Annotated in this window: 14 protein-coding genes and 2 pseudogenes; 15 read left to right on the top strand and 1 reads right to left on the bottom strand. The window is 35.7% G+C overall.

The window, feature by feature from the left end; genetic code table 11:
- Positions 1-8 precede the first annotated feature (8 nt).
- The 15 genes and pseudogenes from C5469_RS07685 (at position 9) to C5469_RS07615 (ending at position 17,566) form a co-directional block, all read left to right on the top strand.
- Positions 9-1,058: a Gfo/Idh/MocA family protein gene (locus C5469_RS07685; protein ID WP_166304577.1), complete on the top strand. Its 1,050-nt coding sequence runs from the start codon at positions 9-11 to the stop codon at positions 1,056-1,058.
- Positions 1,059-1,076: 18 nt separating this feature from the next.
- Positions 1,077-1,664 carry an acyltransferase gene (locus tag C5469_RS07680; RefSeq protein WP_166304575.1) on the top strand — a complete coding sequence of 196 codons (588 nt, stop codon included), beginning with the start codon at positions 1,077-1,079 and terminating at the stop codon, positions 1,662-1,664.
- Between the two features lie 14 nt (positions 1,665-1,678).
- Positions 1,679-2,749, top strand: coding sequence for a DegT/DnrJ/EryC1/StrS family aminotransferase (locus C5469_RS07675; RefSeq protein ID WP_166304572.1), 1,071 nt, complete (start codon positions 1,679-1,681; stop codon positions 2,747-2,749).
- Positions 2,750-2,754: 5 nt separating this feature from the next.
- On the top strand, positions 2,755-3,978 hold the full coding sequence (locus C5469_RS07670) for a lipopolysaccharide biosynthesis protein (protein ID WP_166304569.1): 1,224 nt from the start codon (positions 2,755-2,757) through the stop codon (positions 3,976-3,978).
- 1 nt (position 3,979) lies between these two features.
- Positions 3,980-5,092, top strand: a complete 1,113-nt coding sequence (locus C5469_RS07665) for a D-glucuronyl C5-epimerase family protein (RefSeq protein WP_166304566.1) — start codon at positions 3,980-3,982, stop codon at positions 5,090-5,092.
- 346 nt (positions 5,093-5,438) lie between these two features.
- Positions 5,439-6,311: a hypothetical protein gene (locus C5469_RS07660; RefSeq protein ID WP_242689414.1), complete on the top strand. Its 873-nt coding sequence runs from the start codon at positions 5,439-5,441 to the stop codon at positions 6,309-6,311.
- An 11-nt stretch (positions 6,312-6,322) separates the two neighbouring features.
- Positions 6,323-7,411, top strand: coding sequence for a glycosyltransferase (locus C5469_RS07655; RefSeq protein WP_242689413.1), 1,089 nt, complete (start codon positions 6,323-6,325; stop codon positions 7,409-7,411).
- Between the two features lie 5 nt (positions 7,412-7,416).
- Complete coding sequence (gene wecB, locus C5469_RS07650; protein WP_166304557.1) at positions 7,417-8,487, top strand: non-hydrolyzing UDP-N-acetylglucosamine 2-epimerase; 1,071 nt, start codon at positions 7,417-7,419, stop codon at positions 8,485-8,487.
- A 44-nt stretch (positions 8,488-8,531) separates the two neighbouring features.
- Positions 8,532-9,722: a glycosyltransferase family 4 protein gene (locus C5469_RS07645; protein ID WP_242689412.1), complete on the top strand. Its 1,191-nt coding sequence runs from the start codon at positions 8,532-8,534 to the stop codon at positions 9,720-9,722.
- A complete protein-coding gene (locus C5469_RS07640) occupies positions 9,715-10,872 on the top strand; it encodes a DegT/DnrJ/EryC1/StrS family aminotransferase (protein ID WP_166304551.1) in 1,158 nt (385 codons plus the stop codon). Before C5469_RS07645 ends, C5469_RS07640 begins: the two co-directional genes overlap by 8 nt.
- Entirely contained in the window at positions 10,873-11,484 is a 612-nt protein-coding gene (locus tag C5469_RS07635; RefSeq protein ID WP_207628826.1) for a sugar transferase, read from the top strand.
- A gap of 9 nt (positions 11,485-11,493) precedes the next feature.
- The gene (locus tag C5469_RS07630; RefSeq protein ID WP_166304548.1) at positions 11,494-13,368 is read left to right on the top strand and encodes a polysaccharide biosynthesis protein; all 1,875 of its coding nucleotides are present in this window, start codon (positions 11,494-11,496) and stop codon (positions 13,366-13,368) included.
- A gap of 287 nt (positions 13,369-13,655) precedes the next feature.
- The gene (locus C5469_RS07625) at positions 13,656-14,615 is read left to right on the top strand and encodes a DMT family transporter (RefSeq protein WP_166304545.1); all 960 of its coding nucleotides are present in this window, start codon (positions 13,656-13,658) and stop codon (positions 14,613-14,615) included.
- Between the two features lie 754 nt (positions 14,616-15,369).
- Positions 15,370-15,471, top strand: a pseudogene (locus tag C5469_RS07620) (sugar phosphate nucleotidyltransferase); the annotation flags it as partial.
- Positions 15,472-16,012: 541 nt separating this feature from the next.
- Positions 16,013-17,566: a lipopolysaccharide biosynthesis protein gene (locus C5469_RS07615; RefSeq protein ID WP_166304542.1), complete on the top strand. Its 1,554-nt coding sequence runs from the start codon at positions 16,013-16,015 to the stop codon at positions 17,564-17,566.
- A gap of 181 nt (positions 17,567-17,747) precedes the next feature.
- Here the strand turns inward: C5469_RS07615 and C5469_RS07610 are convergent.
- A pseudogene (locus C5469_RS07610) lies at positions 17,748-18,757 on the bottom strand (IS630 family transposase).
- Positions 18,758-18,892 lie beyond the last annotated feature (135 nt).

The following is an 18,892-nucleotide window of genomic DNA, read 5'->3' as shown; positions in this document are numbered from 1 at the left end:
ATAAGATTATGCTGATCACTATCAACGAAAAAAAGATAAGATTTGCTTTAGTAGGGTGTGGGCGGATCGCTAAAAATCATTTCAATGCGCTGGAAATCCATCAAGAAAAGGCCGAATTAGTCGCCGTCTGTGATAACGATCAAGACGCATTAAACGCAGCGGTAGAAAAAACCGGCGTCCCGGGGTTCATCGACTTAAACACGATGCTGGAGACTATCATCGCCGATATCATTATCCTGACCACCCCATCCGGCCTCCATCCAGAGCAGGCAATAGCCTGCTTCGATAAAGGCTTTCATGTCGTCACCGAAAAACCGATGGCCACCCGGCTGGCGGATGGTGAAAATATGGTTAAAGCCGCCGATAAAGCCAGCAAACGCCTTTTTGTGGTCAAACAAAATCGCCTCAATGCCACCCTGCAATTACTGAAACGGGCGGTCAGTGAAAAACGTTTTGGCAAAATCCATCTGGTACACCTCAATGTTTTCTGGACCCGCCCCCAAGCCTATTATGACCAGGCAGCTTGGCGGGGCACCTGGGAATTTGATGGGGGGGCCTTCATGAATCAGGCCAGCCACTATGTTGACTTAATTGAATGGTTAATCGGCCCGGTGAAAGATGTTCAGGCCATGACGTCTACCCACCTGGATATCGAAACGGAAGATACCGGGGTACTCAATATCCGCTGGCGGGATGGCACCTTAGGCTCGATGGCCGTCACTATGTGTACTTATCCGCAGAATCTCGAAGGCTCCATCACCATTCTCGGGGAAAAAGGCACCGTCCGGGTGGGCGGTTTGGCCGTCAATGAAATCCAGGAATGGCATTTCGCTGACGAACAAGAGTATGACCAACACGTCAAAACCGCGAACTATGAAACTACGTCCGTTTATGGATTTGGACATCCCCTCTATTATAAAAATGTCATTGATGTGATGAGAGGGGAAGCCCACCCCATCACGGATGGCCGGGAAGGCTTAAAATCCTTAGAGCTGCTTATCGCGGCCTATTTATCCGCCAGAGATAATAAAACCCTCTCTTTACCTTTAACCTATTAAATCCATGGAAAAGGTTTCATGTCAGCCGAACACGTAATGATACATCCCAGTGCCATCGTTGATGAAGGCGCACAAATCGGGAAAAACAGCCGTATCTGGCATTTCACCCATGTCTGTTCTGGCGCTCAAATTGGCGAAGGCTGTTCTTTAGGACAAAATGTCTTTATTGGTAATCAAGTCACCCTCGGCAATCACTGCAAAATACAAAATAACGTCTCTGTTTATGACAACGTTCATCTAGAAGACGGAGTATTCTGTGGCCCCAGCATGGTGTTCACCAATGTCTATAATCCCCGCTCATTGATTGAAAGAAAAAGTGAATATCAAAACACGTGGGTAAAAAAAGGCGCCACCTTAGGCGCCAACTGCACCATTATTTGTGGCACCACCATTGGCGCTTATGCCTTTATTGGTGCCGGCGCGGTTGTTAATAAAGATGTCCCCGATTATGCCCTGATGGTGGGTGTACCGGCCAAACAGATTGGCTGGATGAGTGAATTTGGTGAACAACTCGATTTACCGCTACATGGACAAGCCACCACCATTTGTCCACACACTCACCATATTTATCAGCTCAATAACCAGACCGTCGTGCGAATTAAATAAGCAAGGATAAAAGAATGCAATTTACCGATCTGGCTGCTCAACAACGCAGAATTAAAGATAACATTGACGCGAATATCCAAAAAGTCCTCACCCACGGCAAGTATATTTTAGGGCCGGAAGTGGCCGAATTAGAAGAAAAGCTGATTGCATACACCGGGGCGCCATATTGTATTACCTGCGCGAATGGTACCGATGCGTTACAAATTGCCTTAATGGCGATTGGCATCAAACCGGGTGACGAGGTCATTACCCCCGGATTTACCTACATTGCCACCGCTGAAACCGTCGCACTGCTGGGCGGCATACCGGTCTATGTGGATGTCAAACCCACCACGTACAACTTAGACCCGGCTTTACTCGAAGCCGCGATTACCTCCAAAACCAAGGCAATTATTCCGGTCTCCTTGTATGGACAATGTGCCGATTTTGACGAAATTAATGCCATTGCAGCAAAACATAACCTGACCGTCATAGAAGATGCAGCCCAAAGTTTCGGTGCAACATATAAAGGAAAACGCTCCTGTAACCTGACCACAATTTCTTGTACCAGTTTCTTCCCCAGTAAACCCTTGGGGTGTTACGGTGATGGCGGGGCTATTTTCACCCACGATGAAGAGCTGGCGAAAATTATTCGTCAAATTGCCCGCCATGGGCAAGACAGGCGATACCACCATGTCAGAGTCGGAGTGAATAGCCGTTTAGATACCCTGCAAGCGGCCATTCTGCTACCGAAACTGGACATATTTGATGAAGAAATGGCATTACGTCAGACAGTTGCCACAAACTACAATCAGGCATTGAATAACATTGGCATCATGACCACGCCATATATTGAGCCACACAATCTCTCCGCCTATGCGCAATATACTATCCGGGTTAAAAACCGGGACGAATTACAGCGCAAATTAAAAGAACAAGGCATCCCAACCGCAATTCATTATCCTATTCCCTTGAATAAACAACCTGCGGTGGCCAGTAATATCACTCTGCCTGTGGGTGATGAAATCGCCCAGGAAGTGATTAGCTTACCGATGCATCCTTATTTATCCATAGATTTAATTAATAAAATTACCGGTTCAATTTGAAATCTATGAACCATAAACTATTGAGGAATATATCTGGCTTATTACTCTCATCATTAATCAGCCAGATATTATTATTACTATCAACACCTGTATTAACAAGATTATTCTCACCTGAAGAATTAGGCATTTACGCTTCATTTTCATCACTTTTAAGTGTTTTTGCAGTAGGTGCCTGTCTTCGTTATGAATTTTCGATAAGTTCATCAGAAAAAAATCGTGAGATTAATTCATTAATCACATTATCTTGTCTCATTCCAATAACCATTAGCTTGATAGTCATCACTGTCTTTGCAATATACAATCCATCAGAAAAAATAGCTATAGGAAACTATATATACTATATCCCGCTGGGTATTATAACTTATGGATTTTATCGAGCCGTCAGTTTCAATAGTATAAGAAAAAGGCAATATCGTGAATTCTCTATCACTAGAATAACTCAAACGATTGTTATGATTAGCGTTCAAATCATTGGGGGTATCGCTAGTTTAGGCGCAAGCAGTCTTATCTTAGGTCAGATATTAGGTCAATCGTTAGGTGTTCTATTTTTAGGTAAAAAATCTCAATATCGTTTTATTACAAACAGAAAAGAATTCAAAAAAATAAAACTACTGGCTAAGAAATATTATAAATTTCCAGTTTATGATTTCCCTGCGGCCTCAATTAATACATTTAGTAATGAACTACCTCCATTATTTATCATGTCCACATATGGGCTAAAATCAGCCGGATTTTATTTAATCGCATCCAGAATATCAGGTGCCCCAATTATACTACTAAGCCAAACCGTTTCGTCTATATTACAAGGATATTTAAAAGACCCGGCTACAGCACCTTTTTTAAAGATAAAAAAAACATTTTATTTTCTAACGCTAATTTCTCTTTTATTTGCTATAGTGACATACTTCGCGGGCATACCCGCCATAACCTTTATTTTTGGTGAAGAATGGTATGAATCAGGTAAATATCTATTATGTTTAATACCTCATTTATGCGGGCAAATAATATATTCATCTTTATCAATATATTTATCTATTTTTGAACATCAAAAAAGCAATTTATTCATTCAAACAACATCTATCATATTAAGATTTATAGCCCTCTTAGTCGGATATATGCTAGGAGATATCTATTTAGCCCTTTTATTATTTTCACTCACAAGTTTTGTTCTCTATCTGATGAGTACTGCTTATATTCTAAAATTATCTTTCATGTATAAAGAAGGTTAAAATGAAGAGAAATAAAAACATAATAAAAATAATTCCCTACATCATTATCGTGATGATTGTGAGCTATACATTCAATAAATATGCTTATGAAATAGATGAATTCAATGGTAGTGTAAGAAGCTTGGTCATGAAAGGGAAATTTTCTCAACGTGAATTTAATAGCTATGGTTTTCCCTTATCACATTCACCCCATATTCCTGAGCCATTTTTATCTCCATTTTATGTTGTTCACTATGGAATGATATACTCTTCTTTAGCCCTAAATAAAGACAACATCAATATATTATGGAGGACGGATTCATCCTTACCTGGATGGAATGTACCACCACCTAAATTCAATAAAGACCAATTAATTTCTAATTTTAAATTTTCAGCGGATTGGTTATTAAACAATACAAAGTTATTTCATGGTGAAAATCACTATTTATATGATTTTGATTGGCCATATAAAGGATATAAAAACAACAAACTCTCTGCCCCCTGGTGGTCTGGACTAACAGACGCATATGCTATTATTCTCCTATTAAGGGCTTATGACCATTTTGGTGATGATAAATATCTGTCAACCTCGAAACTACTATACCAATCATCACTAACACCTATTCATAAAGGCGGCAGTTTAACAACATTAAATAATATGCCCTGGATTGAAGAATATGTTGATCCTCAGGCTAATTCAGACCAATTGGCTTTTGTATTAAACGGAATGATTTACTCCACTTATGGCATTGAGTCCTTCGAAAATCATCTAAATATAGATGAAAGTAAAAGGGTATCCGAAAGTTTATATCAATCGATCAGTAATAATATATTTAAGTTCGACATAAGAAATGAATGGTCCAGCTATGATTTAATTGGCAATCCAAGTAATATCAAATATCATAGAATACATACCCTACTCCTAAAAGATCTGATAGAAAGAAATCAAAATTTTAAAAATAAAGAGATAATGGATTTATATCATAATTGGAGTAAATCCACCGCTAACATTGGCTATTATTACATAAAACACGGACCTATTAGTTGGGCATATTATCAATTTATTACAATGTACTTCCTATCTATCTTAGTATTATCATCTATTTATTTCCTTATCAGAAAAAATGCAAAATAAAATTAAAATAACTCTGAAAATATTTATATATCAGATTATTATCTACCTGAATTCGATGCTTATATTAGACACATTCCATGAGGTAAGAGGCTATAATATTGCCCCACAAGGTTACTTGAGCATTTTTCTCTGTTGGATATCTTTCTTACCTCTCATTTTGCTCAATAACAAAAAAAATCCAGTCATGGTTTTTCTATGGTTAATATATATAACTTACATTATACCCGTATCAGTTATATTCCCATTAATTAATTCAGCATCCCTCAACTCAACAATTTTTATACTCACAATAAACATATTATTCTTCTTATCTATATTGTTTTTTCGGATAATAGATAGAGTAACGATGCCGAAACTGAAAATTCCATGGGATTTATATAAAATAATTATAATAGGATGTGGTATTCTTGTGCTGTTATTCGTTATTAGTAATCCCGGATTCAGTATAATACCGCCAAATATATTTAGCGTTTATGCTGTAAGAGAACACTTTAAAGCAAATACACCACTACTCACCATGTACATCATTACAAATGGGGGATATGTTATCTCACCATTGTTATTACTCGCTTCACTCTATATAAGAGGCTCTATTAAATATATCCTCATTGCAATAAGTTTTGCTATTTCCTATTTAATCTATAGCTCTTCTGGATTAAAAAGTATAGCATTCATGAACCTCGCCGTTATTATTCTATTCTTCTATATAAAAGGAACAAGATCGATAAGTAACTCAGTGATAAATATCATTCTCTATTTATTCCTTACCGCCGGGATATTATATTTTATTTTCGATTTTTACGATCCACTTATACATTGGCTCCGTAGAGTATTCTTCACACCAACATTAAATACCTATTACTTTTATGATTATATCTACAACAATAATAGTGAATTTACGAGAGAAGCTCCTCAAATAATTTCTCAAATATATTATGGCACATCAGGATCGGCTAATACCGGCTTTATCGGAGACGGTATCGCCCGATATGGTACATTTGGTTTATTAATAAATTTTTTTATATTTAATCTATTAATCTTCGCCATGAACCTGAGTTCAAAAAAAGTTCCATTTGAGTTTTCAACCACATTATATTTGCCCTTCGTATATACGATATCAAATTCAGCGATTACAGCACTGTTACTAACATATGGGCTGCTAGCATTAAGCATACTATTATTTTTATTCCCTACAAAAACTAACAAAATACCCTTATGAAAATCACACATATGACCTCAGTACATTCGCGTTTCGACATTCGTATTTTCCTAAAAGAATGTTCTGCCTTACAAAAAGAACATGAAGTCTCCCTTATTGTTGCAGATGGTAAAGGTAATGAAGTAAAGAATAACATTACTATCATTGATGTCGGTATATTAACAGGTCGATTAAATAGAATCTTTAAAACAACCGATAAAGTTTATAAAAAAGCATTAGAATTAGACGCTGATTTATATCATTTCCATGATCCAGAACTCATCCCTATCGGATTAAAACTCAAAAAGAAAGGTAAACTAGTCATTTTTGATGCTCATGAAGATGTCCCTAAACAGATTTTTAGTAAACCTTATTTAAATAAATTTAACAAAATTATTATCTCTAAATTATTTACCCTCTACGAAAAATATGCTGCTGCGAAATTTGATGGAATTATTACGGCTACCCCATCAATAAGAAATAAATTCTTAAAACTCAATAAAAACACCATAGACATTAATAATTACCCCATATTAGGTGAATTACATAATAAGAACGCCAACTGGCATGAAAAAGAAAAACAAGTCTGCTATGTCGGAGGCATTTCCGACATTAGAGGTATAGCAGAGATGGTCGACTCCATCTCTCACCTCACGACGAATACAACAATGAAATTAGCGGGAAATTTTTCTGACAAAGGTTTAGAGAATAAAATAAAAAGCATGAAAAATTGGCATAAAATAGATGAACTGGGATTTTTAAATCGAGGAGAAACCAAAGAACTTTTATCTAAATCTATTGCGGGTATTGTGCTATATCACCCACTTCCCAATCATATAGATGCCCAACCCAATAAAATATTCGAATATATGAGTGCCGGCATCCCTGTCATCGCTTCAAATTTCACATTATGGAAAGATATTGTTGTAAGAAACCATTGTGGCATTTGCATCGACCCATTAAACCCGAAGGAAATAGCGGATGCGATAGATTACTTATCAAATAACGCTGATATAGCGGAAGAAATGGGTAACAATGGGCTTCTGGCAGTAAATGAAAAATACAATTGGGATATTGAACAAAATAAACTTAACAAATTTTATCAACAAATTGGACGTTAATCGATATGAAAAAAATCATTACCGTATTAGGCGCCAGACCACAATTTATTAAAGCAAGTCCCGTATCCCGCGCTTTAAAAAATCATAATAAATTTAAAGAAATTATCATTCATACAGGCCAACATTTTGATACTAATATGTCTGATATATTTTTTAATGAATTAGCCATTCCCAAACCTGATTATACGCTCAATATTCATGGCGGCTCTCATGGTGAAATGACCGGTAAAATGCTAATCGAGGTTGAAAAGGTACTTATCACAGAAAAGCCCGATGCAGTCATGGTATATGGTGATACTAACTCAACTTTAGCGGGTGCATTAGCCGCATCTAAATTACATATTCCAGTTATTCATGTTGAAGCCGGTTTGCGTAGTTTTAACATGAAAATGCCAGAAGAGATAAATAGGATATTAACAGATAATGTGAGTTCAATTCTTTTCTGTCCAACAGACACCGCTGTCAATAATCTACAAATAGAAGGCTTTAGCTCGAAGCCAGTGACTATAAAGAAAGTCGGTGATGTGATGGAAGATGCCGCTTTATATTTTAGCCAGATGGCAAGAAAACCTGATGGTCTGGATTCTATCCAACATTTTATCTTAACAACCCTCCATCGCGCTGAAAACACCGACAATCCACAGCGTTTAACTGAAATAGTCAATGCATTGAATGATATACATAAAAGAATTGCTACTGTTTTAATGCCAATTCACCCAAGAACTAAAAAAATATTAGAGCAATACAACCTGCATTTAGATGTTCATTTAATTGAGCCAGTGGGATATTTAGAAATGATCTGGCTACTCAAAAACACCGCTCTGATTATTACAGACAGCGGCGGACTACAAAAAGAGGCTTTCTTCTTCAGAAAACCATGTGTAACCGTCAGGGATCAAACTGAATGGGTCGAACTAATTGAAGCCGGCGTGAACAAACTTTCAGAAGCTGAAAATAAAAAAATAATCCAATCAGTGCATGACATGACGAGTATTGATATCGGTTCTGTCCAATCCATGTATGGCGGCGGTATCGCTGCGACAAGAATTGCTGACGAATTAGAAAAACTACTATGAATATAATCTATATAAACCATTATGCGGGTTCGCCGGATCTAGGTATGGAATTTCGTCCATACCATTTAGGTCAAGAATGGATAAAATCGGGACATAAAATTACCATACTCGCAGCCTCTTATTCTCATGCCCGGACAACACAACCCAAACTAATCAATAATAAAAAAACCACTGAAAATCTTAACGGATTAGAATTTGTCTGGTATCCAACCCCTGGCTATAACGGAAATGGATTAGCCAGAGTCAAAAACATCTTCTCTTTTTTACGGCAAATTTGGTTCGACAGTAATAACTTAATCAAAAAATATCGGCCTGACATTGTTATCGCTTCAAGTACATATCCTATGGATATATGGGTGGCAAAACGTATTGCTCAAAAAGCTCATGCTAAATTAGTTTTTGAACTGCATGATTTATGGCCCCTTTCACCTATAGAATTAGGTGGAATGTCACCTAAACATCCATTTATCCAATTATGTCAACTCGCTGAAAACGCGGCTTACAAACATGCCGATATTGTAATTTCTATGCTCCCAAACGTAAAAGAGCATATGCAAGCTCATGGGTTAGACCTTAATAAATTACATATTATTCCTAATGGGGTGGTTGTCGATGATTGGGCGAATCAACTCACGCCATTAAACAGCTTACTTGAAATGTTAATCACAGCTGAAAAAAATAAAGGGCATAAAATTGTATGTTATAGCGGTGCTCATGGACGGCCAAATGCGCTAGAAAAATTACTCCAAACAGCCTCATTGCTTCATGATAAACCCATTACTTTCTTATTGGTCGGCACTGGCCTTGAAAAAGATAATTTAATTGAAGAATCTGAATCACTGGGAATAAATAACGTGATATTCTTTGATCCGATTCCTAAAACGCAAATACCCAAATTATTAAATAAAATTGACATTGCCTATATCGGACTACAAAAGCAATCATTATTCAGATTTGGCATCAGCCCAAATAAACTGATTGATTATATGATGGCAGGCAAACCCATTTTATGTGCAATTGATGCAGGTAATGATCCCGTTTCTGAAGCGAATTGCGGTATTACAATTAAATCAGGCAAACCAGAAGATATTGCACAGAACTTACTAAAGCTCAGTGAATTATCAACTAACGAATTAAACAAAATGGGGCAAAGAGGTAAAATTTACGCTTTAGAAAATCACGCTTATTCCGTATTAGCAGACAATTTCATAAAGGCAATAAAAAATCATGAATAATAAATTCCTTCCTTTTGCATTACCTGAAATTGGACAACCTGAAATTGATGAAGTCATTGACTCACTTAAAACAGGTTGGATAACTACCGGACCTAAAACCAGAAAATTTGAACAAGATTTTGCACAATATTTAGATTCTGATGTTGAAGCCATTGCGGTAAATTCAGCAACGGCTGGATTACATTTAGCGTTGGAAGCCATTGGTATTCAGCCCGGTGATGAAGTTATCGTACCGACTTATACCTTTACGGCAACAGCAGAAGTCGTCCGTTATCTGGGTGCTCATCCTATTTTCGTTGATTCTTTACCTGACAGCCTGAATATTGATCCAGTCGCAATAAAAAAAGCAATCACCGCTAAAACCAAAGCGATTATGCCTGTACATTTTGCCGGTTTATCCTGTGATATGGATGAAATCATTGCCATTGCAAAAGAATGTAATCTAAGAATCATTGAAGATGCCGCCCATTCATTCCCGACTTTATATAAGGGAAAGAAAATTGGCACACTCAACACAGATGTGACGGTATTCAGCTTCTACGCCAATAAGACCATGACAACAGCGGAAGGGGGCATATTAGTCTCCAGAAATCCAGACATTATAAAAAGAACAAAAATCATGCGTCTTCACGGTATCAGTAAAGATGCTTTTGATAGATACCAATCTAAAACGCCGGCCTGGTATTATGAGGTGATTGAACCGGGTTATAAATATAATATGCCAGATATCTGTGCAGCCATCGGTATACATCAATTACAGAAAATAGATGCTTTTCAAAAGAAAAGAGAAGAAATGGCCAGATTCTACGATGATGAGTTAAAAGATCTACCCATTACTTTACCCACCAAACCTAAAGAACCGAATAGTCAACATGCCTGGCACCTATACACCATTAGACTAAATGATGAAGTCAAAATATCCAGAGATGACTTCATCATAAAAATGGCAGAGAAAAATATAGGCTGTTCTGTCCATTTTATTCCATTACATAAACAGCCAATATGGAAAGATACCTATTTTCTAGACAAAAATGATTTTCCTATAGCAGAAGAAAACTTTAAAAAGATTGTATCGATTCCCTTATATACAAAAATGACAAAAGGAGATCAGATTTACGTTATTAACACAATTAAAGAGATTCTTAAATAAATGAAAATAACGTATTCAATTATAAAAAGAATTTTTGATTTAACATCATCTTCAATTGGATTAATTATCCTTTCTCCAATTTTAATTGTGATAGCTATTTGGATAAAAATAGACTCAAAAGGATCTATTTTCTTCCGACAAAAACGGGTAGGCCAATATAATCAAAATTTCTATATTCACAAATTTAGGAGCATGACTATCGGGTCAGAGCAAAAAGGCCAACTCACTATCGGTCATGATCTGCGTGTTACCAACTCTGGGAGATTTATACGCAAATATAAACTGGATGAATTAGCGCAACTCATTGATGTTATACAGGGAAAAATGAGTTTAGTCGGCCCAAGGCCAGAAGTCCCACAGTTTATGGAAAAATATCCAGATGATATCAGACACAAAATATTATCGGTAAAACCCGGAATAACAGATTTGGCTTCTATAGAAATGATCGATGAAAATCAGATATTAAGTCAATATAAAGATCCTCATCAAGCCTATATTGATATTATTATGCCTATAAAAGCCAAATACTACTTAGACTATATTAATAACAGGTCACTTTTCTATGACCTGAAAATTATTTTTAAAACAATTTATAAAGTAGTTTTTAGATAATTGAAAATCATGAACAAAAAAATAATATTTAGTCAAGACAGATTAATAAAGACCATCACTCTTCTGGCAGTAGATATACTTATGATCAGTAATTCATACTGGTTAAGTATGTGGCTACGGCTTGATAGAGAAGTGCCAATCTATAGTTTACAACATTGGCTAGTTATTATATTTACAATACCTTGTACACTATTTATTTTCTTAAGAATTGGTTTCTATAGATCTATCATAAAATACGTTAATATGAGTATATTAAAATGGGCTATCGTTGGCTCATTTTCATCTGCGCTATTATTAACAGCATTCTCCTTATATCAACAGGCATTTTTGCCCAGAACCGTACCGATTATTTACTTCTCTTTTCTGGTAATATCACTCTGCGGCACCCGATTTTTATATAGAACACTGCGTAATCTATTAAAATATAAAGGTGTTCCTGTTATCATATACGGGGCAGGAGAATCTGGTCGGCAACTTTTGCCTATATTAAGAGAGCATAGAGAATTCAACCCAATTGCTTTTATTGATGACAACCCTAAACTACACAATTTATTTATTCATGGGGTTTATGTCTTTTCTCCAGAGAAAATAACACTCTTAGTAGAAAAACATAATATAAAGAAAATATTATTAGCAATACCTAGTGCGTCAATATCCAATAGAAAGAAAATACTTGATAAACTACAAAAAGAGCATTGTGAAATACTCACCATCCCAAGCTTCAATGATCTGGTTGAAGGAAAAGCCCAGATAAACTCACTCAAACGCGTTTCTATTAACGATCTACTCGGCAGAGAGCAAGTGGCCCCATTACAAAATTTGCTCAGTAAAAATATTAAAAACAAAAATATTCTTGTTACAGGCGCCGGTGGCTCAATCGGATCAGAGTTATGCAGACAAATCATCACTCAATCTCCCACTCAGTTGATATTATTTGAGTTAACCGAATACTGCCTTTACTCAATAGAAAAAGAGTTACAAAAGATAAATTCAGAAAGCGATTTAAATATAACTATTATTCCAATTTTAGGTGATATAAAAGATTCAGATAAGATTAATAAAATAATAAATAAATTTAACATTAATACGATATACCATGCTGCGGCATATAAACACGTTCCTCTGGTAGAAATGAATACCATAGAGGGGGTGAACAATAATATCTTTGGTACACTTTCACTTGCCAAAGCAGCAGTTAATCAAAAAGTTGATAAATTCGTATTAATCTCTACAGATAAAGCTGTCCGCCCTACCAATACCATGGGGGCAACAAAAAGATTTGCCGAACTGATACTACAAGCTTTTGCCAAAGAAAACAGTCACACAAAATTCTCAATGGTTCGTTTTGGCAACGTTCTTGGCTCATCCGGCTCTGTTGTCCCTCTCTTCGAAAAACAAATAAAAAGTGGCGGACCAATAACCCTCACCCACAAAGATATTACCCGTTACTTCATGACGATCCCAGAAGCCGCCCAGTTAGTTATCCAGGCAGGCGCACTGGGCAATAATGGTGATGTTTTTGTTCTGGATATGGGGGAATCAGTAAAAATTTATGATCTTGCCAGGAAAATGATCAACCTTTCCGGACTGACAGTTAAAGATGAAACCAACCCTCATGGTGATATCGAAATTAAAATTACCGGATTAAGACCCTGTGAAAAACTTTACGAAGAACTATTAATTGGTGATAATGTTTCTGGCACTAATCACCCAAGAATAATGACAGCTAATGAAGTTTTTCTGACTTGGGACAAATTAAACCCACTATTAAATGATCTAAGAATATCTTGCGAAAGTTATGATTTTGAGAATATCAGGAAAACTCTTATTAATGCACCTATTGATTTTCACCCTAAAGATTATATTTATGACCTTTTAAAATAATATCTATAAATACATTCATATCATGAAGCTGGCTGAAATTCATATTGCTGAAATTAGCCTTCTGGATAAACAATAATCCTATGAAACTTTTAACACATGAGCAATTAAAAATCATATAATTCAGAAAATAAAAATAACAAGCCAACAAAAACCTTATTATCAGATATATCATATGCATTATACTTCCTTCAGTTCCTCCCTCAATAAAGGAAAATGGTTAAACATCTGGAAATTATGGGGCCAGCCCCTCTTGGCATGAGTCTATAAATTTATGAAACAGTACTCAAATGGCTATATTCACTAATAGTAAAATAACAGCCAATGCCTATGGACTCTCCTCTGGTGTCTTCTGGGGGCTAAGCGGCGTGCTTTTCGCATTATTACTAAAAAACACCGCACTTTCCTGTTGTTTCTTCATTCCCATCGTACTCGCTTTCCTGAATGATATGATTTCATGCGGATATATGTTTATATATCTTTTAGTTAAAGGAAAATACCGCGCGATACGCCTTATCCCCAAGAACAAAAAAAATGGAATAATTGTATTGGCAGCTATATTTGGTGGCCCAATTGGCATGTCTTGTTATATTTTAGCGATTCAATACATTGGCATTAGCTACACAGCAACTATCTCGGCCACTTACCCTGCTATTGGCGCGCTCATTTCTTTTTTCCTACTTAAAGATCGCATTCACCTTATCGGTATATTGGGATTAATACTAGCCGTTGTATGTACAATGATACTCGGTTATTCAGCATCAACTCAGACAATATCTGGCTGGATAGGTTTTCTTTTCGCCTTTATATGTGCACTAGGCTGGAGTTCCGAAGTTGTTATCAGCTCTTATGGGATGAATAAAGACATACCTGCTGATATTGCTTATTTTATCAGGCAATTATCATCCTCAGTGGGTTATTTAATTATCATCATATTATTAGTCCGCTCTTTTCCTGGAGTCATACATATCTTTTCAAACATAGAATTATACTCCCTATTATTTTTCACTTCTCTGGTAGCCACCCTATCATACCTCTTCTACTACAAAGCAATCTGCATGCTTCAACCCATCCGTGCTATGAGTTTAAATATCACCTATGCTATCTGGGCAGTGATCTTTGCTTATTTGCTGGTAGATGAGCCTATCTCTATAAAACTATTACTCCTATGCGTAGGAGTCTCTGCCGGTTCATTCCTAACTGCCGTAAATCCACTTAATATCAAAAAATTGATTCTGACACTTAAATGAATGCGATTCTATTCACAACAAGTTTAAGTTCATTTTAATAATACGATTAAAGAAAACCACTAAACTTTACTGGCTATCAATAACATAACCTACATCAATCTCTCCCCCATTTTCTAACATTTAGATAACAATCACTGATAGATTCACCGATACCTCCAAAGATTACGGATTGCAGAATTAGAAATAACAATTTTTTTCAGCAATAACAATTCTTTGTTATCGGATGGATATCAAGAAGAAAGTTACCAATCTAAAAAAACGAATGTAACGCTGAAATACTCCCTACGAAACGAAAGGAGTATAATAAAACTCGTTGAAAAGTAAGACATCATAGTACGTTATTAACGAATCTGGCTACCACTTCATGAGCGGTAATACAGATCTTAACTAACCTTATTCTACCAATTAGTTAAACAAGTGGCTTGTTAAGCTTGACCCGACAGAATTTACAGTTTAGTCTCCCCCCAACGAGTTACAAAATCTTATCCCCCATTACTTTTTGTTAGGACAGACAAAAGTATTGGGAAATCAATGCAATAGATAAGATTACCGAATATTACAGGCGTTCTGGGAGCCAACAACCTAGTGCGGTAGCTTTGTTTAATGATGCTTAAACATTAGTTCAAATTTTCCGTTATACAGGAATCCCCCTATATACTAAGAAAGAATCATTAAATAACTTCATTTAATGATTATCGTAAAATTAATTTAGATTCAGAAAAAACATGAATTATTTGGTCAAATTAAAATTAATATGAAAGGCATCATTTTAGCCGGTGGCTCCGGCACCAGATTATACCCTATAACAATCGGCGTATCTAAACAGCTCCTCCCGGTATATGATAAGCCAATGATACCAATTATCTATTGGCAGTAATAAGGAAATCTAAGGAAACTGGAGAAAGCCTTCAAAAAATACTTCCTGACGAAAAATCTACAAAAAATGGAAAGACGAATATTTCAATACTAAGGAAAAAGCTGTGGGTATATATTCTGGTTGTTAGCAAGATTTATGATTATTTTGTTAATTTTTCGTTTGAATGACTGAAACTAACCACATTAGGGGTTACCATCTCCTTTCCTTCAGAGAAGGGAATGTAGATTACAATTACCCTATACTGAACAATTTATTAAATCAATAAGAGATCCTTGGTACATTGCATTGGATACTGGATATAAGAATGAATGAAAATGATTGCCGCATCCGACGCGGCCATGCAGTGGGATTGTTATTTGGGATGAAACATATTTGTGGTGAACTTATTGAATAATACGAAAATATTTAAGACAGAATTGAAACGAAAGTAGAAGAAAACTATAACGAATACTTCCTATCTATTTGAAAACCTTGCACGGCAAGGATTTTCATAATCTTTCCACTCTCCATAAACATGCAAATGACAAGAACACATAACAGCTTAAGAAATATTAAATATGCTTTGATTTTTTTCATATTGAATTTCACCGTTAACTATTTTTCAAGAGCCATCTTCATTGAACATTTAGGATTAGATGTTTTAGGCCTCAATCAAACAATGGTCAATATTGTAGGGTTTTTAAGTTTAACAGAACTAGGGATTGCAGTTGCAATTTCTTCATCTTTGTATGCACCATTGAAGAACGGAAACACTGCGCAAATCACAGATATTGTTTCCATTCAAGGCTGGATGTATAAAAATGTCGCAATAATCGTTTTAGTTCTTTCCGTTATCACTAGTCTATTTTTTCCGTTTTGGTTTTCTGATGTCAAATTCCCCAAATGGTATATATACTCCACCTTTTATGTTTTGCTATCCGGTGTTCTGGCGGAATATCTTTTTGCATATAAAAAAATCTTATTTACAGCAGATCAAAAAGACTACCAAGTTCAAAAAATAATTCAGCTTGGTAGAGTATTAAAAGTCACATTCCAAATTTTTTGTTTACTCTACTTTGAACATGGTTATGTTTATTGGTTAATAATAGAAATTATTAACATCATTATGATTAATACTATTTTGTGCTTAAAAGTAAAATATGAATATCACAATATAACCACATCAATTAAACGAGGATCAAAAGTTAGAAGAAACTACCCTGATATTGTTAAGAAAACCAAACAACTGTTTTTCCATAAAATTGCAGGCTTTATACTGATACAGGCAACGCCGTTAATAGTGCTTGCTTATACTTCCTTGGAGGTAATGGGAATTTACAGCAATTATGTATTTGTCATGATGGCTATTTCTGCAATGATCTATATGCTTAATAATGCAGCATTAGCCAGCATTGGTAATTTAATAGAAGAGAAAAATCATGAAAAAACCATGTTATTCTATTGGCAATATCATGTGTTAATTTATTTTATCTCTGCAATCATTTGCTATGGATTTTATAATTATATCAATGAATTTATTGCTATTTGGGTGGGTGAAGAATGCCAAATTCATGGCACACCAATCATATTGATGACGTTTTACATAGCTTTGATGACAACACGTATTCAAGATGTATTCTTATCTGCAAAAGGCTTATTTAGTGATGTTTGGGCTCCCATTACCGAAGGTATTATTAATTTATCTCTGTCAATAATTTTAGGTTATTATTTTGGATTGTCTGGAGTGTTAATCGGTGTATGTATTAGCCTATTCATTATTGTATTCATATGGAAAGGTTATTTTTTGTTTACATTTGGATTTGGCGAGAATTATATAATATTTATAATTAAAAACACAAAACTCATTTCAATTGCAATTATTTCTGCTTTCATTGCGAACATGTTATTAAAATCATTAACAATCACCTTTGAAAAAGGTATTTTCAATTTTATCTACCACATATTAATAAGTTTATCTATCTATTCTGGTATATTATTTATTTTTTTATATATTTTCCACAATTCGTTTAGAATGTTGGTTGCTAGACTTAAAGTATTTAAGGGTAATGCAAAGAACACACAACTGAATGAATAGCTTTCGCTGAATACTGATACCATTGAGAAAAGATACTTGAAAATAATGAGACAATACTACACTAAATAGCTATTTAGGTTGTGTCCTTCAATTAAATAATCGTCTTAAGAAATAAACGGATACAGTCTAATTTCATCATAGTTATAAATAACCTTTCATAATTATGATACCCCCTCCCTTTTTATCCTCTGTGAGTCCTGTAGGAGAATGAATTCAAAAATGTTTTCACTTTTTCGAGCAACTGCCACATATACTGGCAGCAATGATTTCGTGTCACCGTTTCATGCAGGGATTGCCACAGGCGCTCGATTTTATTCAGCCAGGGGAAATAAACAGGTAAAAACAATAGGTTAAATTTAGAATGGCGGGTCAGCCAATCACTGACCATCCAGCTTTTGTGAGTACTATAGTTATCCAAAATTAACGTGAGGGTGTCAACATGACAATATTGGAGATCAAGTTCTTTTAATACATTGATAAATAATCGAGAATCCTTATTTAATCCGCCAACATAAATGATTTTCCCTGTTTGAACATTCAAGCAGCCCGTAAGGTAATGTTTTTGGTTTTTTCCTAGTGTCACGATACGTTTTTGCAGCCCTTTTAATACCCATCAGCACCGGTTTTTGGATTTAGCTCGATATCGATTTCATCTTCATAAAAAACGGGATGTTTTTCCGAGCATGTTGACAACGCCTCGGTAATTTTCGCCATTTTTTCAGGGTATTCGGGATCGAGTAATTTAAGCGAAGGTGCTGATGGATAATTTTATATTTAATAATTCATTGATTTTAATTATAAAAAGTTCAAAACTCCAACGAGAACGCAAGCAACCCAATTGTTGGGAAGAATGTTGCAATAAATCAAAAGATAAAGTGGGATTAAATTCCAGACAGTGGATCTGCCGGCAGGCAAACCACCTTGGGTGAGTTCATGAACAGAGTGCATCCAATCGATAAAACAGAGATTAAATTGTTCTGGATTGATACACAAAATAAGGCGGGCAATGGTGTCATCAACGAGGACACCTTCTTTGAACATGTCATGTTTAAGAAACCAGTCATGATGTCCCTCGGTGTATTCCTGAATATCACGCTATCCCTCTGCACCGTCAATGACGGCACACAGTGTCGCAAACAGGATATCGAATAAGGAATAGACGACTTTAGCGCTCTGGCGTAGGTCTTGAATGTCTGAAAAGTGCTAGGTAAAGCGGTCAAGGTACATAGAATTGACTCTCAACGCTCAAAAGAGAGTATAAGATCATAGTGCTTTATTCGAAGCAATCGATTTATTTTTTTGATTAAAAAACATTCGCGATCTTGC

The organism is Photorhabdus cinerea (genome assembly GCF_011189575.1).
GTDB lineage: Bacteria > Pseudomonadota > Gammaproteobacteria > Enterobacterales > Enterobacteriaceae > Photorhabdus > Photorhabdus cinerea.
This window is presented reverse-complemented; position numbering and strand designations above follow the sequence as displayed.

What these genes read in the sequence shown, in the direction of transcription:
- C5469_RS07685 (WP_166304577.1), top strand. Translation starts at nt 9, where the DNA reads ATGCTGATCACTATCAACGAAAAAAAGATAAGATTTGCTTTAGTAGGG.
- C5469_RS07680 (WP_166304575.1), top strand. Translation starts at nt 1,077, where the DNA reads ATGTCAGCCGAACACGTAATGATACATCCCAGTGCCATCGTTGATGAA.
- C5469_RS07675 (WP_166304572.1), top strand. Translation starts at nt 1,679, where the DNA reads ATGCAATTTACCGATCTGGCTGCTCAACAACGCAGAATTAAAGATAAC.
- C5469_RS07670 (WP_166304569.1), top strand. Translation starts at nt 2,755, where the DNA reads ATGAACCATAAACTATTGAGGAATATATCTGGCTTATTACTCTCATCA.
- C5469_RS07665 (WP_166304566.1), top strand. Translation starts at nt 3,980, where the DNA reads ATGAAGAGAAATAAAAACATAATAAAAATAATTCCCTACATCATTATC.
- C5469_RS07660 (WP_242689414.1), top strand. Translation starts at nt 5,439, where the DNA reads ATGCCGAAACTGAAAATTCCATGGGATTTATATAAAATAATTATAATA.
- C5469_RS07655 (WP_242689413.1), top strand. Translation starts at nt 6,323, where the DNA reads ATGACCTCAGTACATTCGCGTTTCGACATTCGTATTTTCCTAAAAGAA.
- wecB (WP_166304557.1), top strand. Translation starts at nt 7,417, where the DNA reads ATGAAAAAAATCATTACCGTATTAGGCGCCAGACCACAATTTATTAAA.
- C5469_RS07645 (WP_242689412.1), top strand. Translation starts at nt 8,532, where the DNA reads ATGGAATTTCGTCCATACCATTTAGGTCAAGAATGGATAAAATCGGGA.
- C5469_RS07640 (WP_166304551.1), top strand. Translation starts at nt 9,715, where the DNA reads ATGAATAATAAATTCCTTCCTTTTGCATTACCTGAAATTGGACAACCT.
- C5469_RS07635 (WP_207628826.1), top strand. Translation starts at nt 10,873, where the DNA reads ATGAAAATAACGTATTCAATTATAAAAAGAATTTTTGATTTAACATCA.
- C5469_RS07630 (WP_166304548.1), top strand. Translation starts at nt 11,494, where the DNA reads ATGAACAAAAAAATAATATTTAGTCAAGACAGATTAATAAAGACCATC.
- C5469_RS07625 (WP_166304545.1), top strand. Translation starts at nt 13,656, where the DNA reads ATGGCTATATTCACTAATAGTAAAATAACAGCCAATGCCTATGGACTC.
- C5469_RS07615 (WP_166304542.1), top strand. Translation starts at nt 16,013, where the DNA reads ATGACAAGAACACATAACAGCTTAAGAAATATTAAATATGCTTTGATT.